This window comes from Rhodopseudomonas sp. (assembly GCF_048594845.1).
In the GTDB taxonomy this organism is placed as follows: domain Bacteria; phylum Pseudomonadota; class Alphaproteobacteria; order Rhizobiales; family Xanthobacteraceae; genus Rhodopseudomonas.
The window spans coordinates 1-16,153 of sequence record NZ_JBMDXE010000165.1 but is presented as its reverse complement, the minus strand read 5'-3'; the positions used below and the strand labels follow the sequence as shown (position 1 = coordinate 16,153).

Annotated in this window: 12 protein-coding genes; 8 read left to right on the top strand and 4 right to left on the bottom strand. The window is 67.5% G+C overall.

Annotated elements, in window-relative coordinates; genetic code table 11:
- From ACOJTD_RS10455 to ACOJTD_RS10430, 6 genes are all read left to right on the top strand, one after another.
- On the top strand, window positions 1–291 hold a 291-nt coding region (locus ACOJTD_RS10455), incomplete at its 5' end, for a putative PEP-binding protein (protein ID WP_420132852.1).
- 421 nt (window positions 292–712) lie between these two features.
- Complete coding sequence (locus ACOJTD_RS10450) at window positions 713–1,189, top strand: hypothetical protein (protein WP_420132851.1); 477 nt, start codon at window positions 713–715, stop codon at window positions 1,187–1,189.
- A 96-nt stretch (window positions 1,190–1,285) separates the two neighbouring features.
- Entirely contained in the window at window positions 1,286–1,690 is a 405-nt protein-coding gene (locus tag ACOJTD_RS10445; RefSeq protein ID WP_420132850.1) for a FixH family protein, read from the top strand.
- Entirely contained in the window at window positions 1,687–3,093 is a 1,407-nt protein-coding gene (locus ACOJTD_RS10440) for an efflux RND transporter periplasmic adaptor subunit (protein ID WP_420132849.1), read from the top strand. The genes ACOJTD_RS10445 and ACOJTD_RS10440 overlap by 4 nt, the downstream gene beginning before the upstream one ends.
- Complete coding sequence (locus ACOJTD_RS10435; RefSeq protein ID WP_420132848.1) at window positions 3,090–6,233, top strand: efflux RND transporter permease subunit; 3,144 nt, start codon at window positions 3,090–3,092, stop codon at window positions 6,231–6,233. The genes ACOJTD_RS10440 and ACOJTD_RS10435 overlap by 4 nt, the downstream gene beginning before the upstream one ends.
- 395 nt (window positions 6,234–6,628) lie before the next feature.
- A complete protein-coding gene (locus ACOJTD_RS10430) occupies window positions 6,629–8,023 on the top strand; it encodes a cell wall hydrolase (RefSeq protein WP_420132847.1) in 1,395 nt (464 codons plus the stop codon).
- Window positions 8,024–8,270: 247 nt separating this feature from the next.
- Here the strand turns inward: ACOJTD_RS10430 and nadC are convergent, their stop codons facing one another.
- The 3 genes from nadC to nadA form a co-directional block, all read right to left on the bottom strand.
- The gene (nadC, locus tag ACOJTD_RS10425) at window positions 8,271–9,146 is read right to left on the bottom strand and encodes a carboxylating nicotinate-nucleotide diphosphorylase (RefSeq protein WP_420132846.1); all 876 of its coding nucleotides are present in this window, start codon (window positions 9,144–9,146) and stop codon (window positions 8,271–8,273) included.
- Between the two features lie 33 nt (window positions 9,147–9,179).
- Window positions 9,180–10,799: an L-aspartate oxidase gene (locus tag ACOJTD_RS10420; protein WP_420132845.1), complete on the bottom strand. Its 1,620-nt coding sequence runs from the start codon at window positions 10,797–10,799 to the stop codon at window positions 9,180–9,182.
- Window positions 10,800–10,903: 104 nt separating this feature from the next.
- Window positions 10,904–12,016, bottom strand: a complete 1,113-nt coding sequence (nadA, locus tag ACOJTD_RS10415) for a quinolinate synthase NadA (protein WP_420132844.1) — start codon at window positions 12,014–12,016, stop codon at window positions 10,904–10,906.
- Between the two features lie 323 nt (window positions 12,017–12,339).
- Here nadA and ACOJTD_RS10410 point away from each other — a divergent pair, with 323 nt between their 5' ends.
- A complete protein-coding gene (locus ACOJTD_RS10410) occupies window positions 12,340–13,326 on the top strand; it encodes an MDR family oxidoreductase (protein WP_420132843.1) in 987 nt (328 codons plus the stop codon).
- A gap of 99 nt (window positions 13,327–13,425) precedes the next feature.
- Window positions 13,426–14,004 (top strand): hypothetical protein, encoded by a 579-nt coding sequence (locus tag ACOJTD_RS10405; RefSeq protein WP_420132842.1) that lies wholly within the window; start codon window positions 13,426–13,428, stop codon window positions 14,002–14,004.
- Between the two features lie 395 nt (window positions 14,005–14,399).
- Here the strand turns inward: ACOJTD_RS10405 and ACOJTD_RS10400 are convergent.
- Window positions 14,400–16,153, bottom strand: a 1,754-nt coding sequence (locus ACOJTD_RS10400; protein ID WP_420132841.1) for a DUF2339 domain-containing protein, incomplete at its 5' end; no start/stop codon positions are given.

Here is a 16,153-nt window from a genome sequence, read left to right as displayed (position 1 = left end):
AGCTTCCTCGGCACCTATATCGAGAAGGGCATCTTCGCTGTCGATCCATTCGTCTCGGTGGACCGCGACGGCGTCGGCGAACTGGTCAAGATCGGGGTCGAGCGCGGCCGCAAGACCCGCCCCGACCTCAAGCTCGGCATCTGCGGCGAACACGGCGGCGACCCGGCCTCGGTGGCGTTCTGCCACGAAGTCGGCCTCAACTACGTGTCGTGCTCGCCCTACCGCGTCCCGATCGCCCGCCTCGCCGCGGCGCAGGCGGCGCTCGGCAAGGCGATCGCCAGCCAGGCGTAAGCTGCGCAGACCGCAAAACTCGAGCGTAGCGCTGAGGCGCTGCGCTCAGCCCCAGCACCCAACCGTCATCACCCAACCGTCATCACCCGCGCATGCGGGTGACCCAGTATCCCAGTGCGCTCGTTATAAGCAATTGGCGCTCTGCAATACTGGGTCGCCCGGTCAAGCCGGGCGATGACCGAAGAGGGCTGGGTTACTCTCCTGCTTGCCCATCAAAGCGTGTCCTCTCCGTCACGACGAGGACTCTCCCCGACATTGCGAGCGAAGCGAAGCAATCCAGCGCCGCGCACGGGGCTGGATTGCTTCGTCGCTGCGCTCCTCGCAATGACGGGGAGAGGCGGTGCTCCGCCGAAGTGTCTAGCCTGAGCCGCCTGCCTCCGGTCCTCCCCGCATCTTCCGCGCCGCCGCAAAATATGCGATCTTGCACACCGTGACCCTGTTCCTCGCCATACGCCGGCTGCTCGCGGCCGTGATGGTCGCCGGCCTTGTGCTGGCGCCGCTGGCGCGCCCGGTGATGGCCGGCGGGCCGTCGACGGTGATGGGCGGCGTGAGTGGCCACGACATGGCCGGACACGGCACCGCGATGGCTGCGATGACGCATCACGCCATGGCCGGCCAAGACGCGGCCGCCGCGGCGATGGACCAAATGTCCGCGTCCGGGTTCGACGAAGTCGCCGAGATGCCGTGCTGTCCACCCGAAGCTCCGAAGTCACCGGCCGATTGCGGCAAGTGTCTGTCGATGGCCGGTTGTTCGGGCGGTTTTCTCACCGGCATGACGGGAACGGTTGCCGTGCCGCTGCCGATCCTGACGGGCGGCGTCGCCCTCGCGAGCGCCGACTTCGCTCCGGACGGCTTGGGTCATCCGCCGCCCGAACATCCACCTCGATCGCTGGTCTGAGCGGCGCCCTGCGCCGCGCTTCGTCGCGTGACTGAGGTCGCGCGACGCTATTGCTGCCGCGTCTGCGGCCAGATCAACTGATCAGAGGTTACTCACATGAACACCGCATTTTCGCGAGCCCTGCGGGCCGCGCTCGTCGGCGTGGCCGTGCTCGGCTTCGCGGCGCCCTCGTTCGCCGACATCAAGGACTACGAATTCCGCCTCGCCGAGCCGACCGTCTCGGTCGGCCGCGACAAACTCGTCACCGTGCAACTGATCAACAAGACCACCGGCAAGCCGGTGCCGGATGCGGTGATCTTCGCGATGCGGCTCGACATGGCGCCGGACGGCATGGCCGAGATGGCCACCAAGATCGTGCGCGAGCCGGGCGGCGAGCCCGGCACCTACCGGTTCAAGGCGGCGTTCGGCATGGAGGGTCGCTGGCTGCTGTCGCTCGGCGCCAAGGTGCAGGGCGAGACCGGCACGGTCGAAGGCAAGCTGGTCATCACGGCCAACAAGTGAGCCGCATCGGCCTCGCGGCCGCCGCCACCGCAGCGATTGCGGTGGCGGTGGGCGGCCTGCCGGGTGTGCGCGAGCACCTGCATCTTTCGACGTCGCTGATCGCGCCGGCCGCGGCGCAGCAGAGCAGCGACGAGCCGATCTATTACCAGGACCCCGACGGCAAGCCGGCCTACTCGCTGACGCCGCGCAAGACCGCCGACGGCCGCGATTTCCGGCCGGTGCCGGCCAGTGCCGATGTGAATTTCGACGACGACGCGCCGCAGATGCCGCCGCAGCCACCGGTGTCGACCACACGCACGGTGAAGTTCTATCGCAACCCGATGGGCCTTGCCGACACCTCGCCGGTGCCGAAGAAGGACTCGATGGGGATGGACTACATCCCGGTCTACGAGGGCGACGATGCCGACGACGGCGCGGTGAAGCTGTCGCCCGGCAAGATCCAGCGCAGCGGCGTCAGGTCGGAGCCAGCGACGCGCAAGCAGCTCCGCGCCATCATCCGCGCGCCCGGTGTGATCCAGCTCGACGAACGCCGCGTCTCGGTGATCGCGATGCGCGCGGAGAGCTTCGTGCAGAGCGTCGCCGACGTCACCACCGGCAGCCGCGTCACCAAGGGCCAGCCGCTGATGCAGATCTACAGCTCGGCGATCGCGGCCGCGTCGGCCGAGTACATTTCGACGATCGGCTCCAAGACCACCAGCAGTGTGCCGCTGTTCGGCCGCGGCTCGCGCCAGCGGCTGATCAATCTCGACGTGCCGGAGGCGGCGATCGCCGCGATGGACAAGACCGGCGTGGCGCCGGTGACGATCGAATGGCAGGCGCCGCGCGACGGCGTCGTGCTGGAGCGAACTGCGATCGAAGGCATGCGGGCGCAGCCCGGCGACGTGCTGTTCCGCATCGCCGATATCTCGAAGCTGTGGGCGACGATTGAGATCGCCGAGCGCGACCTCGGCGCTGTCGCGCCGGGCCAGATGGTGATGATCCGCGCGCGGTCGTTTCCGGGCCGCAGCTTCCACGGCGAGGTCAAGCTGATCTATCCGCAGCTCAACAAGGAGGCGCGCACCGCGCGGGTGCGGATCGAGCTCGACAATCCGGATCTGGCACTGCTGCCGGAAATGTATGTCGATGCCGAAATCGACAGCGGCAGCGCTGCGCCGGTGCTGGCGGTGCCGGACAGCGCGGTGCTGGATTCCGGCAGCAAGCGCATCGTGTTCGTCGACAAGGGCGACGGTCGCTACGAGCCGCGCGTAGTGCACACCGGCCAGCGCGGCAGCGGCGCCGTCGAGATCCGCGACGGCCTCAGCGAAGGCGAGCCGGTGGTGACCTCTGCCAACTTCCTGATCGACGCCGAGAGCAATCTCAACGCCGCGCTCAAGACCTTCTCGGCCGAAGGAGCGCAGCCATGATCGCACGTCTGATCAGCTGGTCCGCGCGCAATCTGCTGCTGGTGCTGTTCGGCGCCGGCTTCGCGGCGGCGGCCGGCCTTTATGCGCTGAAGCACCTGCCGCTCGACGCCATCCCGGATCTCTCCGACACGCAAGTGATCGTCTACACCGACTATCCCGGCCAGGCGCCGCAGGTGATCGAGGATCAGGTCACCTATCCGCTGACGACCGCGATGCTCACGGTGCCGCGCTCGAAAGTGGTGCGCGGCTTCTCGTTCTTCGGCGTGTCGTTCGTCTATGTGATCTTCGAGGACGGCACCGACATCTATTGGGCGCGCTCGCGCGTGCTCGAATTCCTCAACGGCGCGGCGTCGCGGCTGCCGAGCGGCGTGACGCCGACGATCGGGCCGGACGCCACTGGCGTCGGCTGGGTGTATCAATACGCGGTGATGTCGAAGGAGCTGAACCTCGCCGACACCCGCGCCATCCAGGACTGGAATCTGAAATTTGCGCTGGCCCGCGCCGAAGGCGTCGCCGAAATCGCCAGCGTCGGCGGCTTCGTCCGCCAGTACAACGTCGTGCTCGACCCGCAGCGGATGCGCGACCTCGGCATCACCATGCCGAATATCCGCGACGCGATCCGCGCCAGCAACGCCGATGTCGGCGGCCGCACTGTGGAGCTATCGGAGTTCGAATACGTCATCCGCGGCAAGGGCTATCTCAAGGGCATCAACGATCTCGGCAATATCGTGCTGAAGGTGACCGGCGGCACGCCGGTGCTGCTGCGCGATGTCGCCCGCGTCGAACTCGGCCCCGACGAGCGGCGCGGTCTCACCGAGCTGAACGGCGAGGGTGAGGTTGCGAGCGGCATCGTGCTGCAGCGCTTCGGCGTCAACGCCCGCGACGTCATCGACAACGTCAAGAAGCGCTTCGCAGAGATCGCCTCAAGCCTTCCCAAGTCGGTCGAGATCGTCCCGGTGTACGATCGCTCCCACCTGATCGACGCGGCGATCGCGACGCTGAAGAGCACGCTGGTCGAAGAGAGTATCGTGGTGGCGCTGGTGTGCATCGTGTTCCTGCTGCATGTGCGCAGCGCGCTGGTGGCGATCATCATGCTGCCGGTCGGCATCCTGATCGCCTTCGGGGCGATGAAGCTGCTCGGCATCGGCGCCAACATCATGAGCCTTGGCGGCATCGCGATCGCGATCGGCGCGATGATCGACGCGGCGATCGTGATGATCGAGAACGCCCACAAGCATCTGGAACGCGCGCCGCCGGAGCAGCCGCGCGTCGAGGTGCTGATCGAGGCTGCGGCGGAAGTCGGGCCGGCGCTGTTCTTCAGCCTGCTGATCATCACCGTGTCGTTCATGCCGATCTTCACGCTGGAGTCGCAGGAGGGCCGGCTGTTCAGCCCGCTGGCGTTCACCAAGACCTTCGCGATGGCGGCGGCGGCGCTGCTGTCGGTGACGCTGGTGCCGGCCCTGATGGTGATCTTCGTCCGCGGCCGCATCGTCCCCGAGCACAAGAACCCGATCAACCGCGTGCTGATCGCAATCTATCGGCCGGCGATCGATGCCGTGCTCAAGGCCAAGCTGCTGGTGATCCTCGCGGCAGTCGCAATTCTTGTCGTGACGATCTGGCCGGCGCGGCAGCTCGGCACTGAGTTCATGCCCAACCTCAACGAGGGCACGCTGCTGTACATGCCGACGACGCTGCCGGGAATCTCGATTACCAAGGCGGCGGAGCTGCTGCAGACGCAGGACCGCATCATCCGCTCGTTCCCGGAAGTCGCCTCGGTGTACGGCAAGGCCGGCCGCGCCGCGACCGCGACCGACCCGGCGCCGTCCGAGATGTTCGAGACCATCATTAACCTCAAGCCCAAGACGGAGTGGCGCGCCGGCGTGACGCTGGAGAGCCTCACCGCCGAGATGGACCGCGCGCTGCAGTTCCCCGGCGTCTCCAACGCTTGGACGATGCCGATCAAGTCGCGCATCGACATGCTGTCGACCGGCATCCGCACGCCGCTCGGCATCAAGGTGATCGGCACGGATCTGGGCGAGATCGAGAAACTCGCCAAGCAGATCGAGCAGGTGCTGAAGAAAGTACCCGTCACGTCCTCGGCCTATGCGGAGCGCGCACTCGGCGGCTACTATCTAGAGATCACGCCCGACCGCGCCGCGATGGCGCGCTACGGCCTGGTGATTCAGGACGTGCAGGACGTGATCGCCACCGCACTCGGCGGCCAGACCGTCACCACCACGGTGGAAGGCCGCCAGCGCTTTAGCGTCAACATGCGCTACCCGCGCGACCTGCGCGACAGCCCGCAGGCGATCGGCCGCGAGGTGCTGGTGCCGATGCCGGCCGGCGGCGCGGTGCCGCTCGGCGAAGTCGCCAGCATCACGCCGGCGCGCGGCCCGACGTCGATCCGCACCGAGAACGGCCAGCTCGCGGTGTACATCTACATCGACATCCGCGACCGCGATCTCGGCGGCTACGTCACTGAGGCTCGCGATGCGGTGAAGGCCAGCGTCACGTTCCCGCCCGGCTCATATCTTGTCTGGAGCGGGCAGTACGAATATCTCGAACGCGCCGCGGCGCGGCTCCAGATCGTGGTGCCGGTGACGTTGCTGATCATCTTCCTGTTGCTATATCTCAACTTCCGCTCGATCGCCGACACGCTAATCGTGATGCTGTCGCTGCCGTTCGCGCTGGTCGGCGGCATCTGGCTGATGTGGGCGCTCGGCTTCAACCTGTCGGTCGCCGTGGTGGTCGGCTTCATCGCGCTCGCCGGCGTCGCCGCCGAGACCGGCGTGGTGATGCTGATCTATCTCGAGCATGCGCTGGACGAGATGCGCGCGCGCCGCGCCGCGGAGGGCAGGGCGCTCGACCGTGCCGATCTGGCCGCAGCGATCAAGCACGGCGCAGTCGAGCGGGTGCGGCCGAAGGTGATGACCGTGGTGGCGATCATGGCCGGCCTGCTGCCGATCCTGTGGAGCACCGGCACCGGCTCCGAGATCATGCAGCGCATCGCCGTGCCGATGATCGGCGGCATGGTGTCGTCGACGCTGCTGACCCTGATCGTGATCCCGGCGATCTACGCACTGGTCAAAGGGGTCGCGCTGCGGCGGACGATGCCAGAGGTAAAGCCCGTCGCCGGTTAGTCACCACAGCCCCTCCCCATCGTCATGCCCGGGCTCGTCCCGGGCATCCACGCCGTGCAGCTTGCAATGCACGAAGGCGTAGATGGCGGGGCCTTCGCCGCGCCGAAGCGGCTTCAGCCCCGCAGCCGGGACAAGCCCGGCCATTACGGCGCACGGGGGATGTTAACAGGCCATCATCTGCGGACGCGGCGTCAACGGTTCGTTTACGCTTTTCGAAAAGCCCGCGTTTACCAGGCCTTTCGATCGCCCTCGGGCGATGACGAGTCCGGCTTGCGTGTGGCCTGTGCGCATCGCTGATTAACCGCTGAGCAACTTTAATTGGATATCACCAACAACGATCAACTTGTCCGAAATCGTCGGACGTGGATCCGAGTAAGCGTTGCGTGAGCGTACCGATGTCAGTCATGCGTAACCGGCCGAAGGTCGCACGGATTGCGGCCTTCGGCCTCGGTCTCTGCGTGTTCGCGGGGATGCCGACCGAAATCGGCTATCAGGATATCGCGTCGCTGCTGGTGCGCCAGCCGGGCGTCACCGAGCGCTGGCAGAAGCGCATGTTCGCCTCGTCGGTCGGCTCGATCCAGGTCGCGACGTTCTCGTTCGGTCGCCCGATCGGCACCTGGTCGCCGCAGGGCTCGACCTATCAGCTCGCCAGCCTCGACGGAAAGCTCGGCCTGTCCGGCGCAAGCAGCCGCAACCGGCTGATGCAGCCGCCGTCGCAGTACCAGGCCTCCGACTTTCCCGCCGTCGATCGCACGCTGAAGGGCGACCGGCTGGCGATTTTCAAGCCGGACCAGACGCCGGCCGAAGCGGCGCCGGCCAGCGACGATTCGGCCGCGCCGAACGTCGCCGGCGCCAAGACCGCCGAGCAGGCGCCGAGCGATACGACGCCGCTCGATCCCGAACTCGCCGAAGCGCTGACCTCGGAGCCGCTGCCGCAATACGGTGCCGATATCGATTCGGTTCACGGCCCGGCCTCGGCCAGCGCGGCGGCGCCCGGTGCGCCGGCGCGCGATCCGTTCACGGTGAAAACCTCCAGCCTGTTCTTCGGCACGGGTTCGCTCGGCGGCATGCAGGAATCGCTCGAGCAGTGGGAGCCCGGCGAAGAGCCGATGATCGTGGCGCCGAACGGCGCCGACCCGGATATGAAGTCGCCGCTGACATCGGCAGCGATTAGTCCGGAGGCGGCCGGCGAAACCATCGCCGGCAAGGGCGAGGTGAATGTCGATCACCACGCTCGCACCCCGGCCGAGCGGCTGGGCCTGACCGATCCGAAGCTGCGCGCCAAGCACGAGAAATGTCTCGCCGAAGCGGTGTATTTCGAGTCGCGCGGCGAGAAGGTGCGCGGCCAGATTGCGGTGGCGCAGGTGGTGCTGAACCGCGCGTTCTCCGGCTTCTATCCGACCAACGTCTGCGGCGTGGTGTATCAGAACAAGCACCGCCGCTATGCCTGCCAGTTCACCTTCGCCTGCGATCGCATCGCCGACGTGGTGCGCGAACCGGAGATGTGGGATCGCGCCAAGCGGATTGCCGCGGCGATGCTCGACGGCAAGCTGTGGCTGCCGGAAGTCGCCAAGTCGACGCACTATCACGCCTACTGGGTGCGTCCGTCCTGGGTCCACGAAATGAAGAAGATGTACAAATTCGGCGTGCACACCTTCTATCGCCCGCGCGCCTGGGGCGACGGCAGCGACGCCCCGAGCTGGGGCTCCGCCGAACAAACCGCCGCGATCTCCGAACAACTCACGGAAGCCGCCAAAAGCTCGGCCGAGATCAACGCCGCGAAGAACTAAGCTCTGACGTAGTACCACTGAGTCCGCACCACCGGCAGCGCGCTCCCTCTCCCGCCTACGGGAGAGGTGCGCAGCGGCTGGGGTGAGGCCGTACCCCAAGCACGGCGCGCTCCCTCTCCCGCTTGCGGGAGAGGGCTGGGGTGAGGGCGCCCCAGGCAGTGAGTTCAGCATGCGTGGAGAGGAGTGCCCTCACCCGACGCGCTTCGCGCGTCGACCTCTCCCGCAGGCGGGAGAGGTGTGCGCCGTGCTACGCGTCGATATCCAGCGCGACGTCGAAGTTCGGCGCCGAATGCGTCAGCGCGCCGGACGAGACGTAGTCGACGCCGGTGTCGGCGATGGCGCGGATCGACTGCAGCGTGACGCCGCCCGAGGCCTCGAGCACGACACGGCCGGCACTCATCGCCACCGCCCGCGCCAGCGTGGCCAAGTCCATGTTGTCGAGCAGCACAACGTCGGCGAGTCCGGTGTTCAGCACCTCTTGCAGCTGATCCAGCGTATCGACTTCGATCTCGACCTTGACCAGATGGCCGATCCTGGCGCGCGCCGCTTCCAGCACGGGACGGATGCCGCCGGCGACGGCGATGTGGTTGTCCTTGATCAGCACCGCGTCGTCGAGGCCGAAGCGATGGTTGAAGCCGCCGCCGCAGCGCACGGCGTATTTCTCCAGCGCGCGCAGGCCCGGCGTGGTCTTGCGCGTGCAGCAGACCCGCAGCTTGGTGCCGGCGGTGTGGCGGACGTAGTCGGCCGTCAGCGTCGCTATGCCGGAGAGCCGGCCGACGAAATTCAGCGCGGTGCGCTCGGCGGTGAGGATCGCCCGCGCCGGACCCGATAGCGTCAAGAGATGCACGCCGGCCGCCACCGTCTCGCCATCGCGAACATGGGCGGTGATGGCGACGTCGGCCGATAGTTGATTGAGCGCTTCGATTGCCAGCGGCAACCCGGCGATCACGCCCGCCTGCCGCGCCACCATGATGGCGTGGGCCTGCGTCGCCTCGGGGATGGTCGCGAGCGAGGTGATATCGCCGGCGCGGCCGAGGTCCTCATCGAGCGCGCGGCGCACCGCATCGGCGATGGCGAGCGGCGACAGGAATGCGTCGGGATGCAGCAAGGCGGTCGGGGTCATGAAGGCTGCTCCTGAAGCAGACGGATGAGGATGTCAGACCAGCGCGGTCTGCGGCTGGGTCGGAAACGGCAGGATGACGGCGCCGCTGGAGAATTCGGCGGCGCGTGCGCGCGCCTCGGCCAGCGTGGTGAGGGTACGCTGCGCCTGTGCCGGATCCTCGGTCGGATAGTCCGCGCGATAATGCGCGCCGCGGCTCTCGGTGCGGGCCAGCGCAGACGTTGCGACCAGCAGTGCGGCGGTCGCGCTGTTGGCCAGAGCCGGCGAGGCGGCGTTGCGCTCCAGCTGAGCGATAGTGCGCACCGCGTCGATCAGTCCGCTGCGCTCGCGGATCACGCCGACCTTGGCGGACATCAGCGTGCGCAGGCTCTGTTCCTGAGCGAGATCATGCGCATCGTCTCGCGAAACCTGCGCCGGATCTATCCGGCTCTTGCTTGCCGCGAACTCGCGGCCGGCAATGTCCTCGGCGATCCGCGCCGCATACACCACGGCTTCGAGGAGTGAGTTGGAGGCGAGACGGTTGGCGCCGTGGGCGCCGGTCGACGACACTTCACCCGCCGCCCACAAGCCGGCGAGGGAACTGCGGCCGTGCTGATCCACCGCGATGCCGCCCATGTGGTAGTGCGCCGCCGGCGCGATCGGGATCGGCTGCGTTGCGGGATCGATGCCGGCCGAGACGCAGCTCTCGTAGACGGTCGGGAATTCGTCCGCGAACCTGGTGCCGAGCGCCTGCGTGGCATCGAGAAACGCGCCGCGGCCGGCGGCGACTTCGGCGAATACGCCGCGGGCCACGATGTCGCGCGGCGCCAGTTCGGCGAGCGGATGCAGCGCCGGCATGAAACGCTCGCCGGCGCCGTTGATCAGCGTCGCGCCTTCGCCGCGCAGCGCCTCGGTGGCGAGCGGCGCCGGATCGCGGCCGACCATGATGGCGGTCGGATGAAACTGCACGAACTCCGGATCGGCGATCAGCGCGCCCGCGCGCGCCGCGATCGCCAGACCCTGGCCGGAGGCTTCGGCCGGATTGGTGGTCACCGCATAGAGATGCCCGATGCCGCCGGTGGCGAGCACCACGGCGGAGGTCGCGATCAGCACCGGCGTCGACGAGCCGCCGACCTTGCGCAGTTGCAGGCCGCTGACGGCGTCGCCCTCGGTGAGCAGCGCCTCCGCGCTCCAGCCTTCGAGCACGCGGATCGACGGCGTCGCGCGCACCGCTTGTGTCAGCGCGGTGATGATCGCCTGCCCGGCCATGTCGCCGCGGACATGGACGATGCGGCGCGCTGAATGCGCGGCCTCGCGCGCCACCGCGAGCCGGCCTTCAAGGTCGCGGTCGAACGGCACGCCGTAGCCGAGCAGATCGTGGATGCGTGGCGCCGCCTCGCGCGCCAGCCCCAGCGCTACGGCCTCGTCGACGATGCCGGCGCCGACCGCGATGGTGTCGGCGGCGTGCGACTCCGCGGTGTCGCCTTCGCCGACCGCGGCGGCGATGCCGCCCTGTGCCCAGGCCGTCGAGGCGCCTTCGCCGAGCGGCGCGGCGCTGATCACCGTCACCGGCCGCGGCGCCAGCTTCAGCGCGCAGAACAGCCCGGCGAGACCGCCGCCGACGATGACGATGTCGCCGTGGCGGCCGAGCGATTCAAAATCGGGAGTGATACTCATCGGCGATCCAACTCTCACACGCTGTCTCGCGAACGCACTTGGCGCGGACGACGGCCGGAGATCGCACAGAGGCGCCGTCGTCCGCTTCGCCGCAAGGTGCGGCGTCAGTTCTTCAAATTGATCATCCGCTCCACGGAGCGGCGCGCCGGCGCGATCAGCGCAGGATCGACCGTGACCTCCTCGCGCAAGTACACGAGGCTGTCGAGAATCTTCGCCAGCGTGATCCGCTTCATGTGCGGGCAGAGATTGCACGGCCGCACCATCTCGACGTCCGGCAGCTCGGCCTGGACGTTGTCGGCCATCGAGCACTCGGTGATCATCACCACGCGCTTGGGGTGCTTGCTCTTGACCCAGTTGATCATATGCGCGGTCGAGCCGGTGAAGTCGGCTTCGGCCAGCACGTCGGGCGGGCATTCCGGATGCGCGATGATCTTCACGCTCGGATCAGCCTCGCGATACACGCGCAGCTCGTCGCCGGTGAAGCGCTCGTGCACTTCGCAAGCGCCCTTCCAGGCGATGATCTTCACCTGCGTCTGCGACGCCACGTAGCGCGCCAGATACTGATCCGGCACCATGATGACGCGGTCGACGCCGAGGCTTTCGACCACCTGCACGGCGTTGGACGAGGTGCAGCAGATATCGACCTCCGCCTTCACCTCCGCCGAGGTGTTGACGTAAGCGACCACCGGCACGCCGGGGAATCTTTCACGCAACAAACGCACATCCGCGCCGGTGATCGACGACGCCAGCGAGCAGCCGGCGCGCGAATCCGGGATCAGCACACGCTTCTCCGGGCTGAGGATCTTGGAGGTCTCCGCCATGAAGTGCACGCCGCACTGGATGATGGTCGATGCCTTCACCTTGGTGGCCTCGATCGCCAGCTGCAGCGAGTCGCCGACGATGTCGGAGACACAGTGGAAGATCTCCGGCGTTTGATAGTTGTGCGCCAGGATCACGGCGTCGCGCTCGCGCTTCAGCTCGTTGATCGCCTTGACGTAGGGTGCCATGAACGGCCACTCGACAGGCGGGATCACGTTCTGCACGCGCGCATAGAGATGCGCGGTCGCGGCCTCGACCTCGGGCGTCCATTCCAGCGACGGCATCGGCAGCGCGCGCGCGGTTTCGGACGGCGTCGGGACGGTGCGGTGCAGCGGAGCCGCCCGGTCATGTGCCGGCTGGCCGAAATTCTCCGGCCCGTACAATTCAGCAAGCGGCATCCCGGCCTCCTGTTACGCTCCAATATATGCTCAATCTGAGCATATATTGGGTTTGAGAAATCCGGCCTCGAAGGGCCGGCGTCAAACGGTTCACTGCCACCGAGGAGCTTTCCACCCCGGAGCGCTCAGAAGGGACGATTTATCCTCATTAAGAGCAAATCTAACATAGCATGCAGGTCCGGGTTCCGCCAGTCGCCCAAAGGATCAAATCGTCACAGCAGAGCATCGGAATTGCATCGCTGCGACGCAGCGATCTTTACAGCGGGGCGCGGCTTTCTCTAACTCACGCCGGCAGTCTTCAAGAACACCACAGGGGAAACGACATGGCGACGTTCAAGGCGATCCGCATCGACAAAGCGGAGAAGAGCACCACCGCAGCGCTGACCCAGTTCGATGAAGCCGAGCTGATGGATGGCGATGTCACCGTCGCGGTCGAGTGGTCCACCGTGAATTACAAGGACGGCCTCGCCGTCACCGGCAAGTCGCCGGTGGTTCGCCGCTTTCCGATGATCGCCGGCATCGACTTCGCCGGCACCGTGCTCGACTCTTCGCATCCGTCGTGGAAGGCCGGCGACAAGGTCGTGTGCAACGGCTGGGGGATGGGAGAGACGCATCTCGGCGCCTATGCGGAGAAGGCGCGGGTGAAGGGCGACTGGCTGGTACGGCTGCCCGATGGCATCAGCGCGCGCGACGCGATGGCGATCGGCACCGCCGGCTACACCGCAATGCTCAGCGTGCTGGCGCTGGAGAAGCACGGACTGACGCCGAAGGACGGCCCCGTCGTGGTCACCGGTGCGGCCGGCGGCGTCGGCTCGGTGGCGATCGCGCTACTGTCGAAGCTCGGCTACCACGTCATCGCCTCGACCGGCCGTACATCCGAAGAAGCCTATCTGCGCGAGCTCGGCGCCGCCGAGATCATCGACCGCAACGAACTCTCGGCTCCCGGCAAGCCGCTCGGCAAGGAGCGCTGGGCCGGCGGCATCGACAGCGTCGGTTCGACGACGCTGGCGAATCTGCTGGCGATGACCAAGTATCGCGGCGCCATCGCGGCCTGCGGGCTCGCGGCCGGCATGGATCTGCCGGCGTCGGTCGCGCCGTTTATTTTGCGCGGGGTGTGTCTTTACGGCATCGACTCGGTGATGTGCCCGCTTCCTGAGCGTCAGCAGGCCTGGAGCCGCCTCGCAACTGATCTTGATCGCGCCAAACTCGGGCAGATGACCCAGGAAATCGGTCTGGATCAGGTCATCGACACCGGTGCCAAAGTATTGGCCGGCCAAGTGCGCGGTCGAATCGTGGTGAAAATTGCGTAGCGTTCAGACTTTACCAACCAAGCTGCGCCAATGTTGCCGCAGTTTGTATGGTAAGGAGCGGGTTAACGGAAGAAACCCCGCGCCAGTAGGAGTTCAGGCATGTTCGTGCGTTTCGTTTACGGAGCCCTGATGGCTGGCGCCACCGTTCTGCCGGCGATGGCAGGTTCGATGAACGCCGACGAAGCGCGCAAGTTTGTCTCCGGCAAGGTGTTCGCCTTCACCTGCTTCGATGGGACGCGCGGCGCCCGCCGCGTGTTCGACGACGGCGGCGCCGCCGGCTCGGTGCAATTCTCCGGCTCCGGCCCGAACCGCTTCATGCGGCTGCCGGGCAATACGCTGCAGGTGCGCGGCCAGTCGATTTGCGCATCGATCAAGGGCATCCCGTTCGATCCCTGCTTCAACCTCGACAAGACCAGCGAGCGCAGCTTCCGCGGCTCGGTGTCGGGCATGGGCTTTGCCTATTGCGACTTCCGCCACCAGGGCACGGGCCAGATGATGATGGCCCGCGCGCTCGCCCGTCAGCCCCGCGCCCCGCGCCCGGCGCGTTCCGCCGACGCCGCCCCCAAGGAGGTCGTCGCCAGCGTCCCGACGCCCCGCGTCGAAGCCACCCGCCTCGAAGCCCCGAAGGAAGCCGCCAAGGTCGAGGCGGCATCGGAACTGCGGCGTTCGACGGACTGATCAGCAAGGCGTCTCGAACGCTCGCCACACGCACAACCTCATGCTGAGGAGGCGCGCAGCGCCGTCTCGAAGCATGGGCCACTGTTACGGCGTGGCACCATCCTTCGAGACGCCCGGCTGTGCCGGGCTCCTCAGGATGAGGGCTCAGTGCTTGCGGAGGTCGCGACGCATCCACTACGCGACACATGCTTCAGCCGGTTAGTTGCTCTGCACTGACTTCGTCATGGCCGGGCTCGTCCCGCCTGCGGGGCCGGAGCCCCTTTCGGCGCGGCGAAGGCCCGGCCATCCACGCCTTTTCTGCGTCTCCGTCAGCAAGGCGTGGATGCCCGGCATAAGGCCGGGCATGACGGGGAGAGGCTGCGCGGATATCGCAGGCTTGTCACTCTGCAGGCCCATCACTCCGTCTGCATCTGCTGCTCCTGCGGCGCTGGCCGCGACCGGAACAGGATGCGCTGATACAGCCAGCCGATCGCCACCAGCACCAGGCCGAGGCCCATGAACGACAGCGCGCGGTACACGCCGGTCAGTGTCGACATGTCGATCAGGAAGGCTTTGCAGATCGTCAATCCGATCACCACCGCGGAGGCGAGGCGGGCGCGTTGCGAGTCGAAGACGAGGCCGGCGCCGAGCAGCAGCACGCCGCAGCCGAGCCAGGCGAGCGAATAGGTGTATTGCTCGGCGTCGCTGGTGTCGCCGATCGACAGCACCGGGCCTTGATACAGCCGCCGGATTTCCAGCGAGACGTAAGCGAGGCCCATCAGCAGCGCGAGAGCCGCAAAGCTGTTGGCGTAGGACGGGCGACGCACACCCGCGACCGCGTAGGACAACAGCAGCGCCAGCAGTGCCGGGGCGGCGTAAGCGAGCAGCAACTGATTGAGCACAGCGCCGCCGATATAGGCCGACCAGAACAGCGGGTTCTCGAACAGCAGCAATCCGCCAAGGCTGGCCAGCGCGGCGAACACTGCAAGCAGCACCGCGGCGACGTTGTGGATGATGCTGCCGCTGCGACGGCGCAGCCGTTCCAGTCCGATCGCCATCGCCAGCGACACGCAGACCTGCAGCGCGACCTCGGTGAGTCCGGCGTTGTCGCTGTACACGTCACCGCCGTTCACCGCGTGGCGGATCTCCAGGAACGCCAGCAGCACGGTGAACAGGATCGCGGCGGATTCGATCATGCGCAGCGGCACGTCGTCGCCGCGCCGGCGCAGCCAGATGCTGGCCAGCCAGAACGAGACCGCCGGCACGCCGTAGCCCCACAGCAGCCAGTTGAAGATCGGCGTGGTGCCGACTGCATCGCCGACGATGCGCGGCTCCCAGCCGATCCGCGCCACCACGATGGCGGCGAGGATCGCGGCGAGCCAGCGCAGGAACGGGATCGGCCGCTGCAGTGAGATCCAGGCGGTCGCGGCGCTCATCAGCGCCAGCGCGATCGTCAGCCAGCCCTTTTCCAGCGCGAAGGTCAGCGCCAGCGCCAAGGCGCCGAGCGTGCCGGTGGCGTAGAGCGCGGTCGAGATCGCAAGGCCCGGCCGCTGCTCGCGCTTATTGAGTGCCTCGGTCGCCGCACCGAATGCGGCGGCGAGCAGCACCGCCACGATCGCGAACGGGATCGAGCGATCGAGGTGGGCGATGCGCGCATACAGCGCGATCAGCAGCGCCAGCGGCGCGAACACGCCGGACGCCGCCCACACCACCGGTACCGCGGCGTTGGTACTACGCCCCTGCGCCAGCAACCCGGCGCCGCCGAAGCCGATTGCGAACAGCGCCGCCACGATCAGATGCGTCGTCACCGAGCCGGCGAGCGGATCGGCGTCGATGCCCGGCAGCGGCGCGCCCTGCAGCACCAGGAGTTCGGGCGTCGTCTGCACCACCCACGCCAGAAACACCAACGCGGCCAGCGCCGCCGCGGCCGCGACAGCCGCGGTCGCCGACGCCGCGCGCCAGGCGATGCCGAGCGTCGCGGCGACCAGTAGCGCGAACACGCTCATCGCCGCGTCGCTGTGGCCGCAACTGACCACGATCAGCGCGGCGGCGAGCAGGAACGTCGCCAGCGATCCGGACGAGATCGGCTCGATTCGGCCGTCGTCCTGGGCCGGGCCGAACAGGAAGCCGCCGACCACCAGCAGCGCGGCCAGTGCGAAGCTGACGACGA